Below are 19,141 nucleotides of genomic sequence, written 5' to 3'. Positions count from 1 at the left end.
TCACTGCACGAAGCCGCCTGACGCCGGTGCGCCGGGCGGCTGCAGCCGGTCAGGCGGCTGGCCATTGCTGCCATTGCTTCCGCCGCTGTTTCCACCACCCAGGCCGTTCTGGCCGTTCGCATCATTCCGACCGTTTAAGCCATTCTGGCCACCCTGCGTGGGCCAGGCGGGCATCAGCACGCCGTTGCCGGCCGGCGGCAAGCCGGGAGGCACGGCGGTTCCCGATGCGCCAGGCGTCACGGGCGCGACGTCGGGCGACTGCGGCATGCCGGGAATCTCGGTCACATCCGGCATCGACGATACTTCAGGCATTTCCGGCATCGCGGGCGACGAACCCACGCCCGGCGTGTACGGCGACGGCTGCGCGGGCAACAGCGGCAGATGTTTCGGTACATCGCGCACGCTCACGCGCAGCGGCGTGCGGCGCGCCATGTCGGCGTCCACCTGCAGCCATTGCGTGAGCGGATCGCGCAGTGAGAACGCGATGCGCGTAACGTTCTCTATCTTTGCGCCCTTGTCGTTACGCAGCGGCTGGTCGATCGTGAAGCCATGTGCGAGCTTCGAGTCGTCCGCGTTCACGACGATTATCTGGCCACGGAAAATCTCGGCGAGCTTCACAAGGCTGCGGCGCAATTCGAGGTAACCGTCGCGCGGTGCACGATGAAAGCGCAGCCACGCGAAGCGGTCTGGACGCTCATAGTGCTCGGGCATCGCGTTGCCTTGCATGAAGATGACGATCGCGCGCGCGTTGCGGCGCTTCGCAAACTCGGCCGCATGTTCGAGCCAGAAGCCGTTGGCGATCACGCGGTCTTCGAACTCGCCATTGCGCCCACCCGCATTGAGATAGTGATTGTTGCCGTCCGGCACGTTCAGGCCGATGAACACGGTGTCGCCAAGTTGCCAGCGCACGTTTTCCCGGTACGGCCGGAAGCGTGAGACTTCGCTCTCGCGCGTGAGCGTCAAGGGAGTTTGGCCGAGCGCGTTGGGATCGGAGAAGAAGTTCTGGCGCAGGAAGTCGAGCCGCTCGGCGGGATCGTAGGCGCCCGAGCCGTTCATGCCGCAGGTGACCCAGTCCCGTTCGCCGGGCACGAACACGAGCGGCGCACGTGACGCATCGAGAATGTCGTGACGTTGCTCGTAAAGGTGGTCGGCACAGGTTTCGTGTGCGCCTTTGAGATTGCCGTCGTAGACCGTGAAAGCGATTTGCGGATCGCGCCCGATGGCATCGATGAGCCGCTGCGCCGACGCTTCCTCGGACTGCGAGGTGAGCGCGTTCGCCACGACCGCGAAGGCATAGCGAGGCGCCTGTGCGAACGCCGCGAGCGGCGAACCCAGTGACGAAGCCAGCATCAACACGCACGACGCACGGCGCATCATGTTCAGATAGCGCGAGCGGGGACTGCCGCGGCCCGCTGGTTGCGATGGCCGCGGCGGCGTCGCGAGGCGACGCTTAGCGTTTGGCGTCCGGCGCCGTGGCCAGCTCATGCAGTTCGTACAACAGGTCGAGCGCGTCGCGCGGGCGCAGTTCGTTTGGATCGAGTTCGCGCAGCCGCTGTGCGACGAGCGACGCGCCACGATCCTCTTCAACCGGCGCGGCGCGATCTTCCACAAATGGCGCCTCGTCTTCGTACTCGGCCGCGGGCGCCGCGAACAGGTCGAGCTGCGGCGTGGGCTGCCCCGCCGATTGCTGTTCCAGATGCACGAGATGCTTGCGCGCGGCGCGGATCACGGCCGTGGGCACACCCGCGAGTTGCGCGACTTGCAGGCCGTAGCTCTGGTTCGCCGGGCCTTCCTGCACCGCATGGAGGAAGACGATGCCATGGCCGTGCTCGACGGCTGAAAGATGCACGTTCGCCGCCTGCGCAAATTCGGCCGGCAGTTGCGTGAGCTCGAAGTAGTGCGTGGCGAAGAGTGTGTGGCAACCGTTGTGCGCGAGCAGATGCCGCGCGATGGCCCACGCGAGCGCGAGTCCGTCGAACGTCGAAGTGCCGCGCCCGATCTCATCCATGAGCACGAGGCTTTGCGGCGTGGCGTCGTTGAGAATGGCTGCGGCTTCGGTCATCTCGACCATGAAGGTCGAGCGGCCGCCCGCGAGATCGTCGGCGGCGCCGATACGCGTGAAGATGCGGTCGATCGGCCCGAAGCTGGCGCGCTTTGCCGGCACGTAGCTGCCCACGTAAGCGAGCAAGGCGATGAGCGCGGTCTGGCGCATGAAGGTCGATTTACCGCCCATGTTCGGGCCGGTGATGAGCAGCAGCTTGCGCTCGGCCGAAAGCAGACAGTCGTTGGCGATGAACTGCTCGACCTGCGCTTCGACCACGGGATGACGGCCTTGCTCGATTTCGATGCCGGGCGTTTCCGTAAACGTGGGCGCATTCCAGTCGAGCGCGCGGGCGCGTTCCGCGAACGCGGCGAGCAGGTCGAGTTCCGCGAGTGCAGCGGCCACGCGCTGGCAGTCGGGAATGAATGGCAGCAGCGACTGCAGCAGCGCGTCGTAGAGCGCCTTTTCGCGCGAAAGCGCACGTTCCTGCGCCGAGAGCGCCTTGTCCTCGAATGTTTTCAGCTCCGGCGTGATGTAACGCTCGGCGTTCTTGAGCGTCTGGCGACGGCGATAGTCGTCGGGAACCTTGTCGGTCTGGCCGCGTGTGACTTCGATATAGAAGCCGTGCACCTTGTTGTACTCGACGCGCAGATTGCCGATGCCGGTGCGTGTACGCTCGCGCGTTTCGAGGTCGAGCAGGAACTGACCGCAGTTCTCGGAGATGTCGCGCAGTTCGTCGAGATCCGCATCGTAGCCACGTGCGATCACGCCGCCGTCGCGGACCATCGCTGCCGGTTCCGGCGCGACCGCGCGCTGCAAGAGCGCCGCGCACTCGGCGGGCGGTTCGAGCGCCTCGGCAATGTGCGCAAGCGACGTGGCCGCGCCGCTTGCGGCTGCGACCTGTTCGCGTAGCGCGGGCAGGGCCGCAAAGGTGTCGCGCAGGCTCGACAGATCGCGCGGGCGCGCGGAAAGCAGCGCGAGGCGCCCGGTAATGCGTTCTACGTCGGCGATCTGGCGCAAGGCGCTGCGCAAGGTATCGACGCTCGCTTGTGGCGGCGCCTCGAGCAATGCGCCGATGGCCTGCTGGCGCATTTGCGCGATCGCGGCTTCGCGCGGCGGGTGATGGAGCCAGTGACGCAGCAAGCGGCTGCCCATGGCCGTACTGCACGTGTCGAGCAGCGAGCAGAGTGTGGGCGATTCGGTACCGCGCAACGTTTCCGTGAGTTCGAGATTGCGGCGCGTGGCCGGATCGAGCCCGATGTATTCCGATTCGGCTTCGACCTTCAGGCTGCGCACGTGGCGCAGTTGCTGGCCCTGCGTGGCCGCCGCATAGAGCAGCAGCGCGCCCGCCGCGCCACACGCGCTCGTGAGCGTTTGCGCGCCGAAGCCGTCGAGGCTCGCCACGTCGAGTTGGTCGCACAGGCGCTGTTTGCCCGAGCCGACGTCGAAGTGCCATGCCGGCACGCGTGTAAGCGCACCCGATCCAGCGGGTGGCGCCCAGGCGGCGGTTTCCGCCGGCATTTCCGCGACGAGAATTTCCGCGGGCCGAATGCGCTCGAATGCCGTGGCGACCTGTTCCGGCGCGACTTCCGCGAGGCGCAATGCGCCGCTGGCGAGATTGAGCCACGCGAGGCCCACGTTGACGGTCACGCCGCGCCGGTTGTGGCCGGGGCAAACGGCCATCAGGTAGACGTCGTTCTTGTCGGAAAGGAGGGCTGCGTCGGTCAGCGTGCCGGGTGTCACCACGCGCACGACCTTGCGCTCGACCGGACCCTTGGAGGTGGCCGGGTCGCCGATCTGCTCGCAGATCGCGACCGACTCGCCCAGTTTCACGAGCTTCGCGAGATATTGCTCGACCGCGTGATGCGGCACGCCCGCCATCTTGATCGGATTGCCCGCCGAGGCCCCGCGCTGCGTGAGCGTGAGGTCGAGCAGGCGCGCGGCCTTCTCGGCGTCTTCGAAGAAGAGCTCGTAGAAGTCGCCCATCCGGTAGAACACGAGCGTGCCCGGATGATCGGCCTTGATGCGCAGGTACTGCTGCATCATGGGAGTGTGTTGCGCGATGTCGGCTGCGCCTGCGGTGTGTGTAGCCATCCTCGGTGTCTTGCTAGGGGTTCAGGGCGTGAGTTTAACGCGCGCCGATTGCATGTAAAGTCAGCCTTTCGGCTAACGCCGTCACCAGTGCTTCCGTCATTCGTCCACCAGCGCCTGCATGTCGACGGTGCGCGCGTTTGCCGCACTGTGCCGCATGGCGAGCCAGATCATCGTGGAAACGAACAGGCCGAACACGACGATGATCCACTGCACGGGGACCTTCGCGGTGAGCAGCAGCGCATACGCGCCGAGCATGAGCAGCACCGCGAGATTCTGATTGAAATTCTGCACCGCGATCGAATGGCCCGCCGAAAGCAGCGTCGCGCCGCGATGCTGGAGCAGGGCGTTCATCGGCACGATGAAGAAACCGGCGAGCACGCCGAGCAGCACCATCAGCGGGTACGCGAAAAGCAGATAGAAGGGCACGATGAACGTGCCGAAGCGCACGCCAACGCCTTGCGGAAAGAGGCCTTTGCTATAGAACGCCATGCCTATCGCCACCGCGCCGCACAGCACGCCCACGGGCAGCACGCGCAGTGAGGCGCGCAGCGACACCCATGCGGCGGCCGCTCCCGCGCCGAGCGCGATGCCGAGTCCCGTCACACCCTGCATCACCGCGGCTTTCGAGAGCGAGAGACCGAGATTCGCGTCGGCCCACTTGAGCACGAGCAGTTGCAGCGTGACAGCGGCGCCCCACATCAGGGTCGTGACCCAGAGTGCGATCTGCGCGAGCTTGTCGGTCCAGAGCACGTTGAAGCTATGCGTGAAATCGCCCATGAGACGAGCCGGCTCCCTGAGCCGGTTCTCGTAGCGCGCGCCCGTGTCGGGAATGCCGATGTTGATGATCGCGGCGAACACGTACGTGATCATCACGGCGAGCATCGCGAGGTCGGCGGCCGAATGGATTGCCGGCCACGGATGGCGCGTGACGAAACGGTCGGCGTAAGTCGAAACGAGTGCGCCGCCCATCATCGTGCCGACGATGGTGGAAAGCACCGTGGCCGATTCGAGCCACGCATTGGCGGCGATGAGCTTTTCGGCCGGCAGCAATTCCGTCAGGATTCCGTACTTTGCAGGCGAGTAAGCCGCCGCGCCGAAGCCGACCACGCCATACGCGATCATCGGATGCACGCCCGCGATCATCAGCAGACAGCCGCACGCCTTGAGCGCGTTCGAGACGAACATCACGTGGCGCTTTTGCAGGGCGTCGGCAAACGCGCCCACGAAAGGCGCGAGCAACACATACGAGATCGTGAAAAAGATCTGCAGGAGCGGCGTGACCCAGGCGGGCGAAGCAATCACCGTGAGCAGCGCAATCGCCGCGATGAGGAGCGCGTTGTCGGCGAGCGACGACACGAACTGCGCGGCGATGATCGTGTAGAAGCCTTTTTTCATCGGATGCGTGCGTGGTCCTCTTGCAGCAGGGCGACGGCCGAAACAAAAAAGCGGCCGAAGCCGCTCGATGCGCATGCGGGGGCCAGGCCTGACCTGGCGCGCGCTCTGCATGCGTCGCGGTGGAACAACGCGTGCACCGCGACGCGCATGGGCGCTTACGCCGCCTTGGTGACGCGCGTGTACTTCGAGAGGATCGGCACCATCTGTGCGTAGATCTTCGGGTTGCCCGCGACGACTTCGCCCACGTGCAGGAAGTCCGAATCGCCCGTGTAGTTGCCGATCAGACCGCCGGCTTCCGTCACGAGCAGGCCGCCCGCGGCGACATCCCACGGATTGAGGCCCTGCTCGAAGAAGCCGTCCATGCGGCCGGCGGCGACGTTGGCCAGATCGAGCGCGGCCGCGCCCGGGCGGCGCAGACCCGCGCACGCGTTGGTCATTTCGGCGAACAGTTCGCAGTAGCTGTCGAGGCCGTCCTTCTCGCGGAACGGGAAGCCGGTGCCGATCAGGCCGTCGGCGAGGCGGTCGCGGCGGCCCACGCGGATGCGGCGGTCGTTCAGGAACGCGCCGCGGCCACGCGATGCGGTGAAGAGATCGTTACGCGTCGGGTCATAGACCACGGCCTGCGTGACGAGGCCCTTGTGTGCGAGCGCGATCGAGACGCAGTAGTACTGGAAGCCGTGGATGAAGTTGGTGGTGCCGTCGAGCGGATCGATAATCCACTGGTACTCGGACTCGTTATCCGACTGGCCCGATTCCTCGGCGAGGATGGCGTGGTCGGGGTAGGCGGTCTTGAGCGTTTCGATGATGGCGGCTTCGGCCGCCTTGTCGACTTCCGTGACGAAATCGTTGTGCTGCTTCTTCGCGACCTGCACGAGGTCGAGATCGAGCGACGCGCGGTTGATGATCTGTCCGGCGCGGCGCGCGGCCTTGACAGCGATGTTGAGCATGGGATGCATGAGCCAGGATCCTTGTTGTCCGGCGCTCGCGAAGGCTGAATGCGCGCCGGTGGTGCAAAAGATAAAAGCGTCTAACGATTGGACAGGGCGCGGGCCTCGATCGGACCTGCGGAACCTGTCCCGTCAACGGAGACGAATTGGATAAGAGCGGAGCGCGGCGGCGCTGTTTGCCAGCGACTTGCCGGGCGTCTGGCGGGCAGCAGAACGGCTGCACGATTCGCCCGACGCGCGCGAAACCGCCATTTTACCCGAGTATCGGCGTTTCCATGGCTTCTCTCGGGCAGGATATCGGGATTTCTATGGATATGACGTTCGGCCAGCGCGCTCGCCGCGGCGCGAGGCGCGCTAACATAGACATTTCAATATCCTTTTCGCGGTTAGAGAACCATCTTGGCGCACCCCGATTCACCTGATTCGCACGCAATTTCCCACGCAACGGCGCCGGCTTCCGGCGACGCTCATGAGCCGCTGCGCGGCGGCTTCACGTCCACCCGATTCGTGCTCGTCGAGCCTAGCCACCCCGGCAATGTCGGCGCGGCAGCGCGCGCGCTGAAGACCATGGGATTCTCGCGCCTCGTGCTGGTCGCGCCGCGCGTGCCGCAGGTCCACTGCGATCCGGAGGCCGTGGCCATGGCGAGCGGCGCCGACGACGTGCTCGCGGCCGCCCACATCGTGCCGACGCTTGCCGACGCGCTGGCGGGCGTGCAATGGTCGCTCGCGCTCACGGCGCGCACGCGCGAGTACGGGCCGCCGCCCGCCGCGCCGCGCCAGGCGGTGCAGGACGCCTGCCGCCAGGCGGTGCACGGCGGCGACATTGCGCTCGTGTTCGGCAACGAGCGCACGGGCCTGTCGAACGACGACGTCGAGCGCTGCAGCGCGCTGGCTCATATCCCGGCCAATCCCGCCTATAGCTCGCTCAATCTTGCCCAGGCGGTACAGGTGCTCTCCTACGAGCTGCGCCTCGCGTACCTCGGCGAGAGCGCGCCCGCCGCCGCTTTGCCCGCGGCAGGTGGTACGGGCGGTACAGCCCAACCAGGGGGCGGGTCGCCGCTCGCGACGAGCGACGACATCGAGCGCATGTATGTGCACCTCGAGAACGCCCTCATCGCGCTCGAATTCCTCGACCCCGCCAATCCGAAGAAGCTGATGTCGCGGCTGCGGCGGCTCTTCGCCCGTTCGGGGCTCGAGCGCGAGGAGGTCAATATCGTGCGCGGCATCGCCAAGCACATCCTCATGCTCAAGGGCAAAGGCGAAGGCAAGGGCGAGAACCGCTGATCCTCTGCGCCAGCGCGGCTGCGCGCGCGCCGGCGTCCAACCTTGCCGCCGACGGGGGCTTCCGACCTCGAATCGGCTTTGCGCCTACAATCGGCTGAAAACCGGCGAAAAATTCATAAGCAAATGCGCGCGGCTGCAATAGCCGCTGCGCCGCTTGCGCGCACGCTGCGGCGTCGCGCGGCCGCCAATCCCCATGTTTCACCCGTTTTTAGCGTGACTGCCATGTTCAAGAGACTTCGCGAAGACATTGCCACGATCCGCGAGCGCGATCCCGCCGCCCGCAGCGCGTGGGAGGTCCTGACCTGTTATCCGGGTCTGCACGCGCTCGTGCTGCATCGCTTCGCGCATGCGTGCTGGCTCGCGAAGCGCCGCTGGCTCGCGCGCTACGTTTCGCAGATCGCGCGTTTTCTGACGGGCATCGAGATCCATCCGGGCGCGACCATCGGCAGGCGCGTGTTCATCGATCACGGCATGGGCGTCGTGATCGGCGAGACGGCCGAGGTCGGCGACGACTGCACGATCTATCAGGGCGTGACGCTTGGCGGCACGTCGCTCACGCGCGGCGCGAAACGCCACCCGACGCTGGGTCCGGGCGTGATCGTCGGTGCGGGCGCAAAGGTGCTCGGCGGCTTCATGGTGGGCGCCGGGGCGAAGATCGGCTCGAACGCCGTGGTCGTGAAGCCGGTGCCGGAAGGCACGACGGCGGTGGGCAACCCCGCGCGCGTCGTCGCGCCCGCGAAGACCGCACCGGTGCAGGCCAAGCCGGCTTCGGCGCGCGAAGGCTTTTGCGCGTATGGCATCACGCCCAATGCCGACGACCCGGTTTCGCTCGCGATCCATGGCTTGATCGACCACGCGGCGACACAGACGCAGCGCGTCGATGCGATCGTCGTCGCGCTCGAACGGCTCGGCGCGCGACTCGAGGCGCTGCATGGCGCCGATGCGGCGCTCGCCGAATTGCGGCGTCTGTCCGAGGGGCTGGAATGCAGCGGGCCACAAGCCGAGGCAGCGAGCCGCGAAGAAGAGAAGGCGCCTGCGCGCGTTTGAGGCGTGGCGCAAGGAAGTCGCTAAAGGCGAGGCGCTAAAAAGCCAGTCGCCAAAAGCGACGCACCTCAGTCCAGCGGCAAGACCCTGAACCCTTCGGCGTCCACGCGCAGATAGCCGCCGCGCGGCTTGCCGTGATCGAGATCCCAGTCGGGCAAGACCCAACGCGTGCCGCCGGGCTCCTGGTGGCGCGCCGGCCTGTGTGTGTGCCCATGCACGATCGTGTTCGCACGCGCGCGCTTGAAAAGCGACGCGACGCCTTTGGCCGTGACGTCGTACTTCGGCAGGCGTGGGCCGCTGCGTTTGTTTTCGCTCGCTCGGCGCGCCCGCTCGGCGATCGCTCGCCGCCAGCGAAACGGCCACGCAAGAAACAGCAGCTGCACGAGCCGGTTGCGCGCGAGCTTGCGGAAGACCTGATAGCCGTGATCGTCGGTGCACATCGCGTCGCCGTGCGCGAGTGCGAGGCGCGTGCCGAACGCAGTGATCGCGATGGGGTCGGGCAGCCAGATCGCGCCCGCGGCTTTCATGAAGCGCTTGCCCATCAGAAAGTCGCGGTTGCCGTGCATGATGTAGAGCGCGATGCCGCGCTCGGAGAGCGTATGCATCAGCGCAGCCATGCGCGCGGGGAACGGATCGGTGAGCATGTCGTCACCGATCCAGTATTCGAAGAGGTCGCCGAGTATGAACACCGAGTCGGCCTGATCGGCCGTGACCCGGATGAAGCGCTCGAACGCGGCGACCGTACGCGGAATCCCTTCGTTCAGATGCACATCGGAAATGAACAGAAACGGACGAGCCGCGTGCGGGCGCTTGCCCTCGCCGGGCACGCCCGCGGCAGCGTGTCGTAAAGCCTTTTCCTGCAGCATCGATGAAGGGTGTGCGTGAGAGTTGTATGAAGCTTATTCGACGACGACAGCCTTCTCGATCACGACGTCGTCAACGGGCACGTCCTGATGGAAGCCCTTCGAGCCCGTCTTGACCTTCTTGATCTTGTCGACCACTTCGAGGCCTTCCACGACCTTGCCGAACACGGCGTAGCCCCAGCCTTGCGGCGTCGGCGACGAGTGGTTCAGGAAGTCGTTGTCGGCGACGTTGATGAAGAACTGTGCCGATGCCGAATGCGGGTCGTTGGTGCGCGCCATGGCGATCGAGCCGCGCTCGTTCTTCAGGCCGTTGTTCGCTTCGTTTTCGATCGGCGCTTCGGTCGGCTTTTGCTTCATGGCGGCGTCGAAGCCGCCGCCCTGGATCATGAACCCGTCGATGACGCGGTGAAACACCGTGCCGTCATAGTGGCCGCTCTTCACATAGTTGAGGAAGTTGGCGACCGTCTTCGGGGCCTTCTCGGCGTTCAGTTCGAGCTTGATGACGCCGTGGTTCGTGTGCAGTTCGACCATGATGGGATCCTTTGCCTGTGGCAGGGGGAATGAACGTCGCTGCATCGACAAGAGGCGGGGCGTATTGCCCAACGCGTGTGCCGGCGCCGCGACGTGCGACGGGTGAGGGCGGCGCTGCCGCCCGGTTAGTCGATGATTAACTGGCGCGTTGCCGGCGTTTTTACTTGCCGACGACGGTAGCCGACTCGATCACGATTTCCTTTTGCGGCACGTCGGCCATCGGGCCGCGCGAGGCCGTGGGCGCCGCTTCGATCTTCTTCACGACGTCCATACCTTGCGTGACCTTGCCGAACACGGCATAGCCGTTGCCGTCCGGGTTCGGATAGTCGAGGCCGGCGTTGTCGACCGTGTTGATGAAGAACTGCGCGGTGGCCGAATTCGGGTCGCTCGTGCGCGCCATCGCGATCGTGCCCGTGAGATTCTTCAGGCCGTTCTTGCTTTCGAGCGCGATCGGTGCGCGCGTGGGCTTCTCGACGAAGCTTTGCGTGTAGCCGCCGCCCTGGATCATGAAGCCGCGAATCACGCGATGAAAGATCGTGCCGTTGTATTGCCCGGCCTTCACATACTGCAGGAAATTGTCGACGGTCTTCGGCGCCTTCTCCGGATAGAGCTCGACGCGAATGTCGCCTTCACTGGTCTTGAAGAGCACTTGCGGATGCGCGGCGGCCGGCTGGCCGTTTTGCGCAAAGGCGGGTGCGTTCGCGATCAGGGCGGCGCTGCCGAGCGCCAACATCAACCATTTCATGAGTATCCTCGGAAGTGCGGGAAAAACGTGTCGCGGCGCGCAGGTGCACGCCAGATGTTAGTTCGACGGCGCCACGAAAGGCGGCATCGCGAGCGACCCCGTCGAACCGCCGAACTGGTACGCGGGATTGCTGAGCGCGGGCACGATGGCCGACGGGCTCGCTGCCGATGCGCCTTCTGCTGCTGCGGCGGCCGACTTCTTTTGCGCGGGCGGCGGCGAGATGATCTTCGCGAGGTCGGCCTGGCGCTGCTGCGTGGTGGCGCTTGCATGGCCAAGCGTTTGCGCGCGGCGGTATGACGCGTCGGCCAGACGCAGGTAAAGGTCGCCGAGATTTTCCCACGCGAGTCCGTACGACGGGTTCGCCTTCACCGCGGTTTCGAGCGCGACGCGCGCTTCGTCGTAGCGGCCGTGCTTCGCGTAAAGCGCTGCGAGATTGTTGTAAGGCTCGGGCAATTCGGGGTAGAGCTGCGTGAGTTCGGTGAACGCCTCGATCGCATCGTCGTCGCGGTTCAGGCGCGCGAGAATCGTCGCGCGCTTGAACTTCGCCTGCACGTCGCGCGGGTTCGTCTTGATGCGCGCGTCGAGCTGGCTGAGCGCGCCAGCCCAGTCGTGCTGGCTGATCGCGGCGTCGGCGCCGGGCGTCGCGTCGGATGTCGCCGGGGGCGCGGCATGCGCGATGCTGACACTGCACAGCACGATCGCGACGCTCGAGAGAGCCGACGCGGCAAGGGTCGCAGCACGGGGCGCGCGGCCGCTGGAAGGTTTCATAGGGTGAGGTCGCGGTGTTATACTCCGAGCCATTCTAACAAAAGGTCTGTGCGTTTCGTCGCGCGCTTTGTCCCTCGCCCGTTTCATTCGTATTCCGGGCGCGCTGCGCGAGTCGCCGGGCTTTCCAACGCCACTCGTGGTCGTCTCCGCCCCGATAGCAACCTGGTTGCAGTCCGGACGCCGACAGACAGCAGCCTGAGCAATGCGGGCCGTCACCCGCTGGCTGCGGTCGGCGCCGCCGCGGATTTCTTTCGACCCACGTATCCATCGCCTTTATGGAATCACTGCGCATCTACAACACGCTCGCGCGTGACAAGCAAAATTTCGTGCCACTCGAGCCCGGCGTCGTGCGTATGTACGTCTGCGGGATGACGGTGTACGACTATTGTCACGTTGGCCATGCGCGTGTGATGGTGGTGTTCGATATCGTGCAACGCTGGCTGCGCGCGCTCGGCTACAGCGTGACTTACGTGCGCAACATTACCGATATCGACGACAAGATCATTCGTCGTGCGGTAGAAAACGGCGAGACGATCAAGCAACTTACCGACCGTTTCATCGCGGCGCTGCACGAAGACGCAGACGCGCTCGGCATCGAGCGGCCCGATCATGAGCCGCGCGCGACGCAGTACATCCCGCAGATGCTCGACATGATCGGCAAGCTCGAGCGCAACGGCTACGCGTACCAGGGTGCGGACGGCGACGTGAACTACGCGGTGCGCAAGTTCGCGAACTATGGCGCGCTCTCCGGCAAGTCGATCGAAGACCTGCGCGCGGGCGAACGTGTGGCGACGAACGATGCCAAGCAGGATCCGCTTGACTTCGTGCTGTGGAAACAGGCAAAACCGCAAGAGCCGGCCGACACGAGCTGGGACTCGAAGTATGGTCGCGGGCGTCCGGGCTGGCATATCGAATGCTCGGCCATGGGCTGCACGTTGCTCGGCGAGCACTTCGACATTCATGGCGGCGGCCAGGACCTGCAGTTTCCGCACCACGAGAACGAGATCGCACAGAGCGAAGGCGCGACCGGCAAGACGTTCGTCAATACGTGGATGCATAACGGCTTCGTGAATATCGACAACGAGAAGATGTCGAAGTCGCTCGGCAACTTCTTCACGATCCGCGAAGTGCTGGCGAAGTACGATGCAGAAGTGGTGCGCTTCTTCATGGCGCGCGCGCATTACCGCTCGCCGCTGAATCACAGCGACGCGCATCTCGACGACGCGCGCAACGCGCTCACGCGTCTTTACACGGCGTTGAAAGATGTGACGCCGGACGCGGGTGAGCTTGACTGGAATGAATCGTACGCGCAGCGTTTTCGTGCGGCGATGAACGACGACTTCAACACGCCGGTGGCGATCGCCGTGCTGTTCGAACTCGCGAGCGAGGTGAACCGTACGCGCGACGCGGTGCTCGCGCGTCAGTTGCAGCGCCTCGCACGTGTGATCGGGCTGCTCGTGCGCGAGCCGCGCGTGTTCCTGCAACAGGCCGCGGGCGCACAAGATGCAGGCGCGCTCGACGTGGCAGCGATCGAAGCGAAGATCGCGGCGCGCACGGCGGCGAAGCAGGCGAAGCAGTATGCGGAGGCGGACCGGATTCGGGCCGAACTGCTCGATGCCGGTGTCGCGCTCGAAGACAAACCGGGCGGGTTGACCGAGTGGCGCCGCGTGTAAGCGGGCTGTCCAGTTTCCACTGATCGATTCGCGAGGCAGGAGGCAGGATGGCAACGGCCACGAAGACGCAGACCAGGCGGTCTGCGTCGCTAACGGGCGGAACTGCGGGTGCACCCGCAGGTGCAAAGCGTGCGCTCAATGGAGCGGGCGGCAAGGCAGCGGCAAAACCGTCTGCGAAAAAGGCGCGTGGAAAAACCAACGGCGCGTCCGCATCGCACGAGGTGCTCGACGGCGCGGCAATCGATGCCGTGCTCTCCAATGGTCCGGCGGCGCTCGAAGCCGTGGAGCCCGCGGCGAATGCGCTGGGCGATCTCGAATTCGAAGTGCAGCGTCCCGACTATTGGGATAAGGCCTGCGCGGACCTCGTCAAGCGCGACCGTATTCTCAAGAAGCTGATTCCGAAGTTCGGCCCCGTGCATTTGTTGAGCCGCGACGATCCGTTCGTCACGCTCGCACGCTCGGTGGTCGGCCAGCAGATTTCGACAGCGGCGGCGCAAGCGCTTTGGCAGCGTGTGGAAGCCGCGTGCCCGAAGCTCGTGCCGCAGCAGTTCCTGAAACTCGGTCACGAAAAGCTCGCCGCGTGCGGCCTCTCGAAACGCAAGACGGAATACATCCTCGATCTCGCGCAGCATTTCGTCTCGGGTGCGCTGCACGTTGGCAAGTGGATCTCGATGGACGACGAAGACGTCATCGCGGAGCTCACAGCGATTCGCGGCATTGGCCGCTGGACCGCCGAGATGTTCCTGATCTTCAATCTCGCGCGTCCGAATGTGCTGCCGCTCGACGACCTCGGTCTGATCCGCGCGATCAGCGTCAACTATTTCAGTGGCGAGCCGGTCACGCGCAGCGAAGCGCGCGAAGTCGCGGCCAACTGGGAGCCGTGGCGTACCGTCGCGACCTGGTATATGTGGCGCAGCCTCGAGCCGTCGTGAGGCCCGGGGCAGTCGTCAGTTGTTGAGAAAAATTCTATCGATCCAAGAAATCGATAGTTCTGAGCCGATTTCGGCGCGGGCTGGCGCGGTTAGAATACGCGCTGCCGCAAAGTGAAGGATTCCCACACATGAAGACCACGTTTCTGGATTTCGAACAGCCGATCGCTGAACTGGAAGCGAAGATCGAAGAACTGCGCTTCGTTCAGGACGATTCGGCCGTCGATATTTCGGAAGAAATCGAGCGGCTGTCGAAGAAGAGCCAGCAGCTCACGAAGGACCTCTATGCGAACCTGAGCCCGTGGCAGGTTTCGCAGATCGCGCGTCATCCGCAGCGTCCGTACACGCTCGACTACGTGCACGAGCTTTTTACCGATTTTCACGAACTCCATGGCGATCGCTCGTTCGCGGACGACCTCTCGGTCGTCGGCGGCCTTGCGCGCTTCAACGGCCAGGCCTGCATGGTGATCGGCCATCAGAAGGGCCGTGACACGAAGGAGCGCGCCGCGCGCAACTTCGGCATGCCGCGTCCGGAAGGCTATCGCAAGGCCGAGCGCCTGATGCGTCTCGCCGAGAAGTTCGGCCTGCCCATCTTCACGTTCGTCGACACGCCGGGTGCGTACCCGGGCATCGGCGCGGAAGAGCGCGGCCAGTCGGAAGCCATCGGCCGCAATCTCTATGTGATGGCCGAACTCAAGACGCCGATCATCACGACGATCATCGGTGAAGGCGGTTCGGGCGGCGCGCTCGCCGTGGCCGTGGCCGATACCGTCATGATGCTGCAGTTCTCGACCTACTCGGTGATTTCGCCGGAAGGCTGCGCGTCGATTCTCTGGAAGAGCGCCGCGAAGGCGCCGGAAGCCGCGGAAGCGCTGGGCCTCACGGCGCACCGCCTGAAGGCGCTGGGCCTCATCGACAAGATCGTGAACGAGCCGCTCGGCGGCGCGCATCGCGATCCGAAGGGCATGGCTGCGCTGCTGCGCCGCGCGCTTGCCGACTCGCTGCGCCAGTTCCAGGGCATGAGCATCGCCGACCTGAAGCAGCGCCGTTTCGAGCGCCTGATGGCCTACGGCAAGTTCAAGGAAACGACGCCGGGCGCGTAAGGCGCGCGACGTCAACGCTCCTCCACGTCTGCGGTCGTGCTGTGACCGACCTTCCCGAATCCGACGCCGGGCGCATCGTTCTCGATGCGCTCGGCGTTGTGCTTTCCACGCTTGCCGACGACGCACGCATCGCGATCGCGTATAGCGGCGGGCTCGACTCGTCCGTGCTGCTGGACGCCGCGGTGCGGGTGGCCGGGCCGGCGCGTCTCGTCGCACTGCATGTGCATCACGGCCTGAGCCCGAATGCCGATGCGTGGCTCGCCCATTGCGAGGCGACTGCGCGCGCGTACGGCGTGACGTTCGACGCGATGCGTGTGGAATTGGCGCGCGACGACGCGGCCGGCGTCGAGGCGGCTGCCCGCGACGCCCGCTACCGCGCGCTCGACGCGATGTGCGCGGCGCACGGCGTGCAGGCGCTGTGGCTCGCGCAGCATGCGGACGATCAGGCGGAAACGGTGCTGCTGCAGTTGCTGCGCGGCGCCGGGCTCGCAGGGCTCGCGGCGATGGCGCCGGCACGTGCGAGCGCGAATGGCGTGGCGCGCATGCGGCCACTGCTCGCGCTGTTGCGCACGCAACTGGAGCGCTATGCGCGCGCGCACGGGCTGCACTGGATCGACGACGAATCGAACGACGACACGCGCTACGCACGCAATGCCTTGCGTCACGACGTGATGCCGGCGCTCTCCGCCCATTTCCCCGGTTATCGCGATGCGCTCGCACGCACGGCGTCGCATGCGGCTGCTTCGCAGCGTCTGCTCGACGATCTCGCGCGCATCGATTTGCGCGATGTTGGACGCGAGGGCGATCGCGCGCTCTCACACACCGCGCTGCTCGCGCTCGACGATGCGCGTGCGCTCAATGTGCTGCGTTACTGGATGCGTTCACTTGGCATGCCGGCGGCATCGGCGGCGCGGCTTGCGGATATGTTGCGGCAGTTGCGCGAGGTTGCGCTCGATGATGTGAGCGATCACGCATTGCGCGTCGATCACGCCGGACGTCGCTTGCGCGCGTATCGCGGCATCGTCTCGTGGGACGCCTCATCTTCGCGCGACGAGCGCGCAGGCGAGGGCGCCGCTCGTTCGCGCGCGCCGGTGTCGTTGACCTGGCGCGGAGAGGAAATCTGGCGCCTGCCAACATGGAGCGGGACCTACGTTTTCGCGCCCGCCGGCCCCGACGATGCCGACGCCGTTCCCGAGCACGTGCTCGCGAGCGCGCCGCTCATCGCGCGCGAGCGCAGCGGCGGCGAGCGCTTGCGCGACGAAGCCGCGAACGTGAGCCGCACGCTCAAGAACCTGTTCCAGACGCGCGGCGTCCCTGCATGGGAGCGCGACGTGCCGCTGCTCTTCGTGGGTGAGACGCTGCTGTTCGTGCCCCGTATCGGCGTGAACCGTTCAGCGTTCGGCGCGACACCGGTCGAGCCTGGTGATGCCTGGCGCCGCATCGAATGGCGAGAAGATGTGCTGATCGCTTGAAGTCGCGTTCGAAGCCAGTCCAATTCGCCGATGGAATTGCGATCGTTCCCCCGCAAATCCTTGCGGCGCAAGCCTTTTTCGGCATCCGCAAGCTTGTTCCGTCTTGTAATTTGGACGTCAATCGGGTAGTGTAAGTCGTTTGTCCAGCCCGCTTTTTCGCGTTCACGGACGCCGTCAAAAGCGGCGTGTGCTGTGAAGGCGCGATTTTTCCTTCGAGCGGTATCCGACGGTTGCAGGGACGTCGTAGCGGCATGCGGGCAGGGCGCGAGTGCAAGGCACCAGCGCGCATCGATACGTATCGACACGATGTGGATCCGATGCGCCGGCCTTCGCGCCCCTGAGGCAAAACCCGCGCGTGCTGCACGCGCTGAAGCCGCCGCCGTGGCCCCAAGCGTCCGGGCGGCCCAATCCTTCAGTGCGCCAGCGCGGTAACATCTCCAGTTCAGAACGACAATGGCACTCATCGTACACAAATACGGCGGCACCTCGATGGGCTCGGTCGAGCGCATCAAGAACGTCGCCAAGCGCGTCGCCAAATGGCACAAGGCTGGCCACAAGATGGTCGTCGTGCCTTCGGCGATGTCCGGCGAAACCAATCGTCTGCTCGGTCTCGCGAAAGAAATTTCGCCGCAGCCCAGCCCGCGCGAGCTCGACATGATTGCGTCGACCGGTGAGCAGGTGAGCGTCGGCCTTTTGTCGATCGCCCTGCAGGAAGCAGGCGTCGACGCCATCAGCTACACCGGCTGGCAAGTGCCGGTCAAAACCGACAGCTCGTTCACCAAGGCCCGCATCAACGACATCGACGGCGAGCGCGTGCTGGCCGATCTCGACGACGGCAAGGTGGTCGTGATCACGGGCTTCCAGGGCATCGACCCGGAAGGCCATATCACCACGCTCGGCCGCGGCGGCTCGGACACGTCGGCGGTTGCAGTCGCCGCGGCGCTGAAGGCCGACGAATGCCTGATCTATACGGACGTCGACGGCGTCTACACGACCGACCCGCGTGTGGTCGACGACGCACGCCGTCTCGACCGCATTACGTTCGAAGAGATGCTGGAAATGGCCAGCCTCGGCTCGAAAGTGCTGCAGATCCGCTCGGTGGAATTCGCGGGCAAGTATCAGGTGAAGACGCGTGTGCTCTCCAGCCTGACCGACCCGATGATGAACCTCGACGAGGAAATGTCCTCGGGCACCCTGATTACTTTTGAAGAAGACGAGACCATGGAAAAAGCAGTCATCTCGGGTATCGCGTTCCAGCGCGACGAGGCCCGCATCATCGTCATGGGCGTGCCTGACAAGCCGGGCATTGCGTATCAGATCCTCGGCCCGGTGGCGGACGCGAATATCGACGTCGACATGATCATCCAGAACCAGAGCGTGGCCGGCAAGACCGACTTCACGTTCACGGTGCCGCGCGGCGACTATCAGCGCGCCATCGACGTCCTCAACAACCAGGTGAAAGGCCACGTGAGCGCGGAGCAGGTGCTCGGCGACGCGAAGGTATCGAAGGTTTCGGTGGTCGGCGTGGGTATGCGCTCGCACGTGGGCGTGGCGAGCAAGATGTTCCGCACGCTCTCGGAAGAGGGCATCAACATCCAGATGATCTCGACCTCGGAAATCAAGATCTCGGTGCTGATCGACGAGAAGTACATGGAGCTGGCGGTGCGCGCGCTGCACAAGGCGTTCGACCTCGAGCACGCGTAAATCGCTGCGTTATCGCTATGTGACGAGGGTGTGACGCGGTTTTTCCGCTCGATTCTGATCCGCGATGCCGCGCACGACGTCCGTTGTGCGCTTGCAGAAAAAACTTTGCAAAAAAGCGTCGTATGAATTGACCGGAAGGCGCTAACCCGCTATTATCTTGGCTTCGTTGCGCTGCCTCCCTGGCGCGAACGAAGTTTTCGGGAGACGTGGCCGAGAGGTCGAAGGCACTCCCCTGCTAAGGGAGCATCTGGGCCAAAACCTGGATCGAGGGTTCGAATCCCTCCGTCTCCGCCAGTAATGGCGGCGGAACCCCGCAAGTCTCGGCTTGCGGGGTTTTTGTTTTTTTGGGTCGCAAATTGCTCGATGTGAGGAGGCAATCAGTCGTCGCTCGAAGGCAGGGAAGAGGCGCTGCAAGGATCGTCAGGAATGCCAGGCAAATTGCGATGGCGCACTCGAGCGCAAAGGTTTTGCATTGAGGCGCCGATAAATGGAATGGGCTTCGTGAGTCGTGCGGAGTCTCCTGCACACCCTCGCAAGCGGTGCTATTC

At 65.0% G+C, this 19,141-nt stretch carries 15 protein-coding genes and 1 tRNA gene; 8 read left to right on the top strand and 8 right to left on the bottom strand.

The window, feature by feature from the left end:
* The 4 genes from E1N52_RS06790 to E1N52_RS06775 form a co-directional block, all read right to left on the bottom strand.
* A complete protein-coding gene (locus E1N52_RS06790; RefSeq protein WP_205965585.1) occupies nt 1–1,377 on the bottom strand; it encodes a hypothetical protein in 1,377 nt (458 codons plus the stop codon).
* Between the two features lie 73 nt (nt 1,378–1,450).
* Entirely contained in the window at nt 1,451–4,135 is a 2,685-nt protein-coding gene (mutS, locus tag E1N52_RS06785; RefSeq protein WP_133181370.1) for a DNA mismatch repair protein MutS, read from the bottom strand.
* 96 nt (nt 4,136–4,231) lie between these two features.
* On the bottom strand, nt 4,232–5,530 hold the full coding sequence (gene lplT / locus E1N52_RS06780; protein ID WP_133181368.1) for a lysophospholipid transporter LplT: 1,299 nt from the start codon (nt 5,528–5,530) through the stop codon (nt 4,232–4,234).
* Nucleotides 5,531–5,685: 155 nt separating this feature from the next.
* A complete protein-coding gene (locus E1N52_RS06775; protein WP_133181367.1) occupies nt 5,686–6,486 on the bottom strand; it encodes an inositol monophosphatase family protein in 801 nt (266 codons plus the stop codon).
* 423 nt (nt 6,487–6,909) lie between these two features.
* On the opposite strand from E1N52_RS06775, the gene E1N52_RS06770 reads away from it, so the two are divergent.
* Nucleotides 6,910–7,761: an RNA methyltransferase gene (locus E1N52_RS06770; protein WP_133181685.1), complete on the top strand. Its 852-nt coding sequence runs from the start codon at nt 6,910–6,912 to the stop codon at nt 7,759–7,761.
* Nucleotides 7,762–7,983: 222 nt separating this feature from the next.
* Nucleotides 7,984–8,808 carry a serine O-acetyltransferase gene (cysE, locus tag E1N52_RS06765; protein WP_342777829.1) on the top strand — a complete coding sequence of 275 codons (825 nt, stop codon included), beginning with the start codon at nt 7,984–7,986 and terminating at the stop codon, nt 8,806–8,808.
* A gap of 65 nt (nt 8,809–8,873) precedes the next feature.
* Here the strand turns inward: cysE and E1N52_RS06760 are convergent, their stop codons facing one another.
* From E1N52_RS06760 to E1N52_RS06745, 4 genes are all read right to left on the bottom strand, one after another.
* Nucleotides 8,874–9,671, bottom strand: a complete 798-nt coding sequence (locus tag E1N52_RS06760) for a UDP-2,3-diacylglucosamine diphosphatase (RefSeq protein WP_133181363.1) — start codon at nt 9,669–9,671, stop codon at nt 8,874–8,876.
* 33 nt (nt 9,672–9,704) lie between these two features.
* Nucleotides 9,705–10,199 carry a peptidylprolyl isomerase gene (locus E1N52_RS06755; RefSeq protein ID WP_133181361.1) on the bottom strand — a complete coding sequence of 165 codons (495 nt, stop codon included), beginning with the start codon at nt 10,197–10,199 and terminating at the stop codon, nt 9,705–9,707.
* Between the two features lie 160 nt (nt 10,200–10,359).
* Entirely contained in the window at nt 10,360–10,944 is a 585-nt protein-coding gene (locus E1N52_RS06750) for a peptidylprolyl isomerase (RefSeq protein WP_133181359.1), read from the bottom strand.
* A gap of 57 nt (nt 10,945–11,001) precedes the next feature.
* On the bottom strand, nt 11,002–11,712 hold the full coding sequence (locus E1N52_RS06745) for a tetratricopeptide repeat protein (RefSeq protein ID WP_133181357.1): 711 nt from the start codon (nt 11,710–11,712) through the stop codon (nt 11,002–11,004).
* Nucleotides 11,713–11,987: 275 nt separating this feature from the next.
* On the opposite strand from E1N52_RS06745, the gene cysS reads away from it, so the two are divergent.
* From cysS to E1N52_RS06715, 6 genes are all read left to right on the top strand, one after another.
* On the top strand, nt 11,988–13,385 hold the full coding sequence (cysS, locus tag E1N52_RS06740) for a cysteine--tRNA ligase (protein ID WP_133181356.1): 1,398 nt from the start codon (nt 11,988–11,990) through the stop codon (nt 13,383–13,385).
* Nucleotides 13,386–13,432: 47 nt separating this feature from the next.
* A complete protein-coding gene (locus E1N52_RS06735; protein WP_133181354.1) occupies nt 13,433–14,317 on the top strand; it encodes a DNA-3-methyladenine glycosylase family protein in 885 nt (294 codons plus the stop codon).
* 128 nt (nt 14,318–14,445) lie between these two features.
* Entirely contained in the window at nt 14,446–15,417 is a 972-nt protein-coding gene (locus tag E1N52_RS06730; protein WP_028204107.1) for an acetyl-CoA carboxylase carboxyltransferase subunit alpha, read from the top strand.
* Nucleotides 15,418–15,458: 41 nt separating this feature from the next.
* On the top strand, nt 15,459–16,889 hold the full coding sequence (tilS, locus tag E1N52_RS06725; RefSeq protein WP_133181352.1) for a tRNA lysidine(34) synthetase TilS: 1,431 nt from the start codon (nt 15,459–15,461) through the stop codon (nt 16,887–16,889).
* A 453-nt stretch (nt 16,890–17,342) separates the two neighbouring features.
* On the top strand, nt 17,343–18,593 hold the full coding sequence (locus E1N52_RS06720) for an aspartate kinase (RefSeq protein ID WP_028204105.1): 1,251 nt from the start codon (nt 17,343–17,345) through the stop codon (nt 18,591–18,593).
* A 200-nt stretch (nt 18,594–18,793) separates the two neighbouring features.
* Nucleotides 18,794–18,887: transfer RNA gene (locus tag E1N52_RS06715), tRNA-Ser, on the top strand.
* Nucleotides 18,888–19,141 lie beyond the last annotated feature (254 nt).

Origin of the sequence: Paraburkholderia guartelaensis, assembly GCF_004353905.1 — a bacterium.
Taxonomy (GTDB): domain Bacteria; phylum Pseudomonadota; class Gammaproteobacteria; order Burkholderiales; family Burkholderiaceae; genus Paraburkholderia; species Paraburkholderia guartelaensis.
Note: the sequence above shows the minus strand (reverse complement) of the source record. Positions and strands in the feature narration are given on the sequence as shown.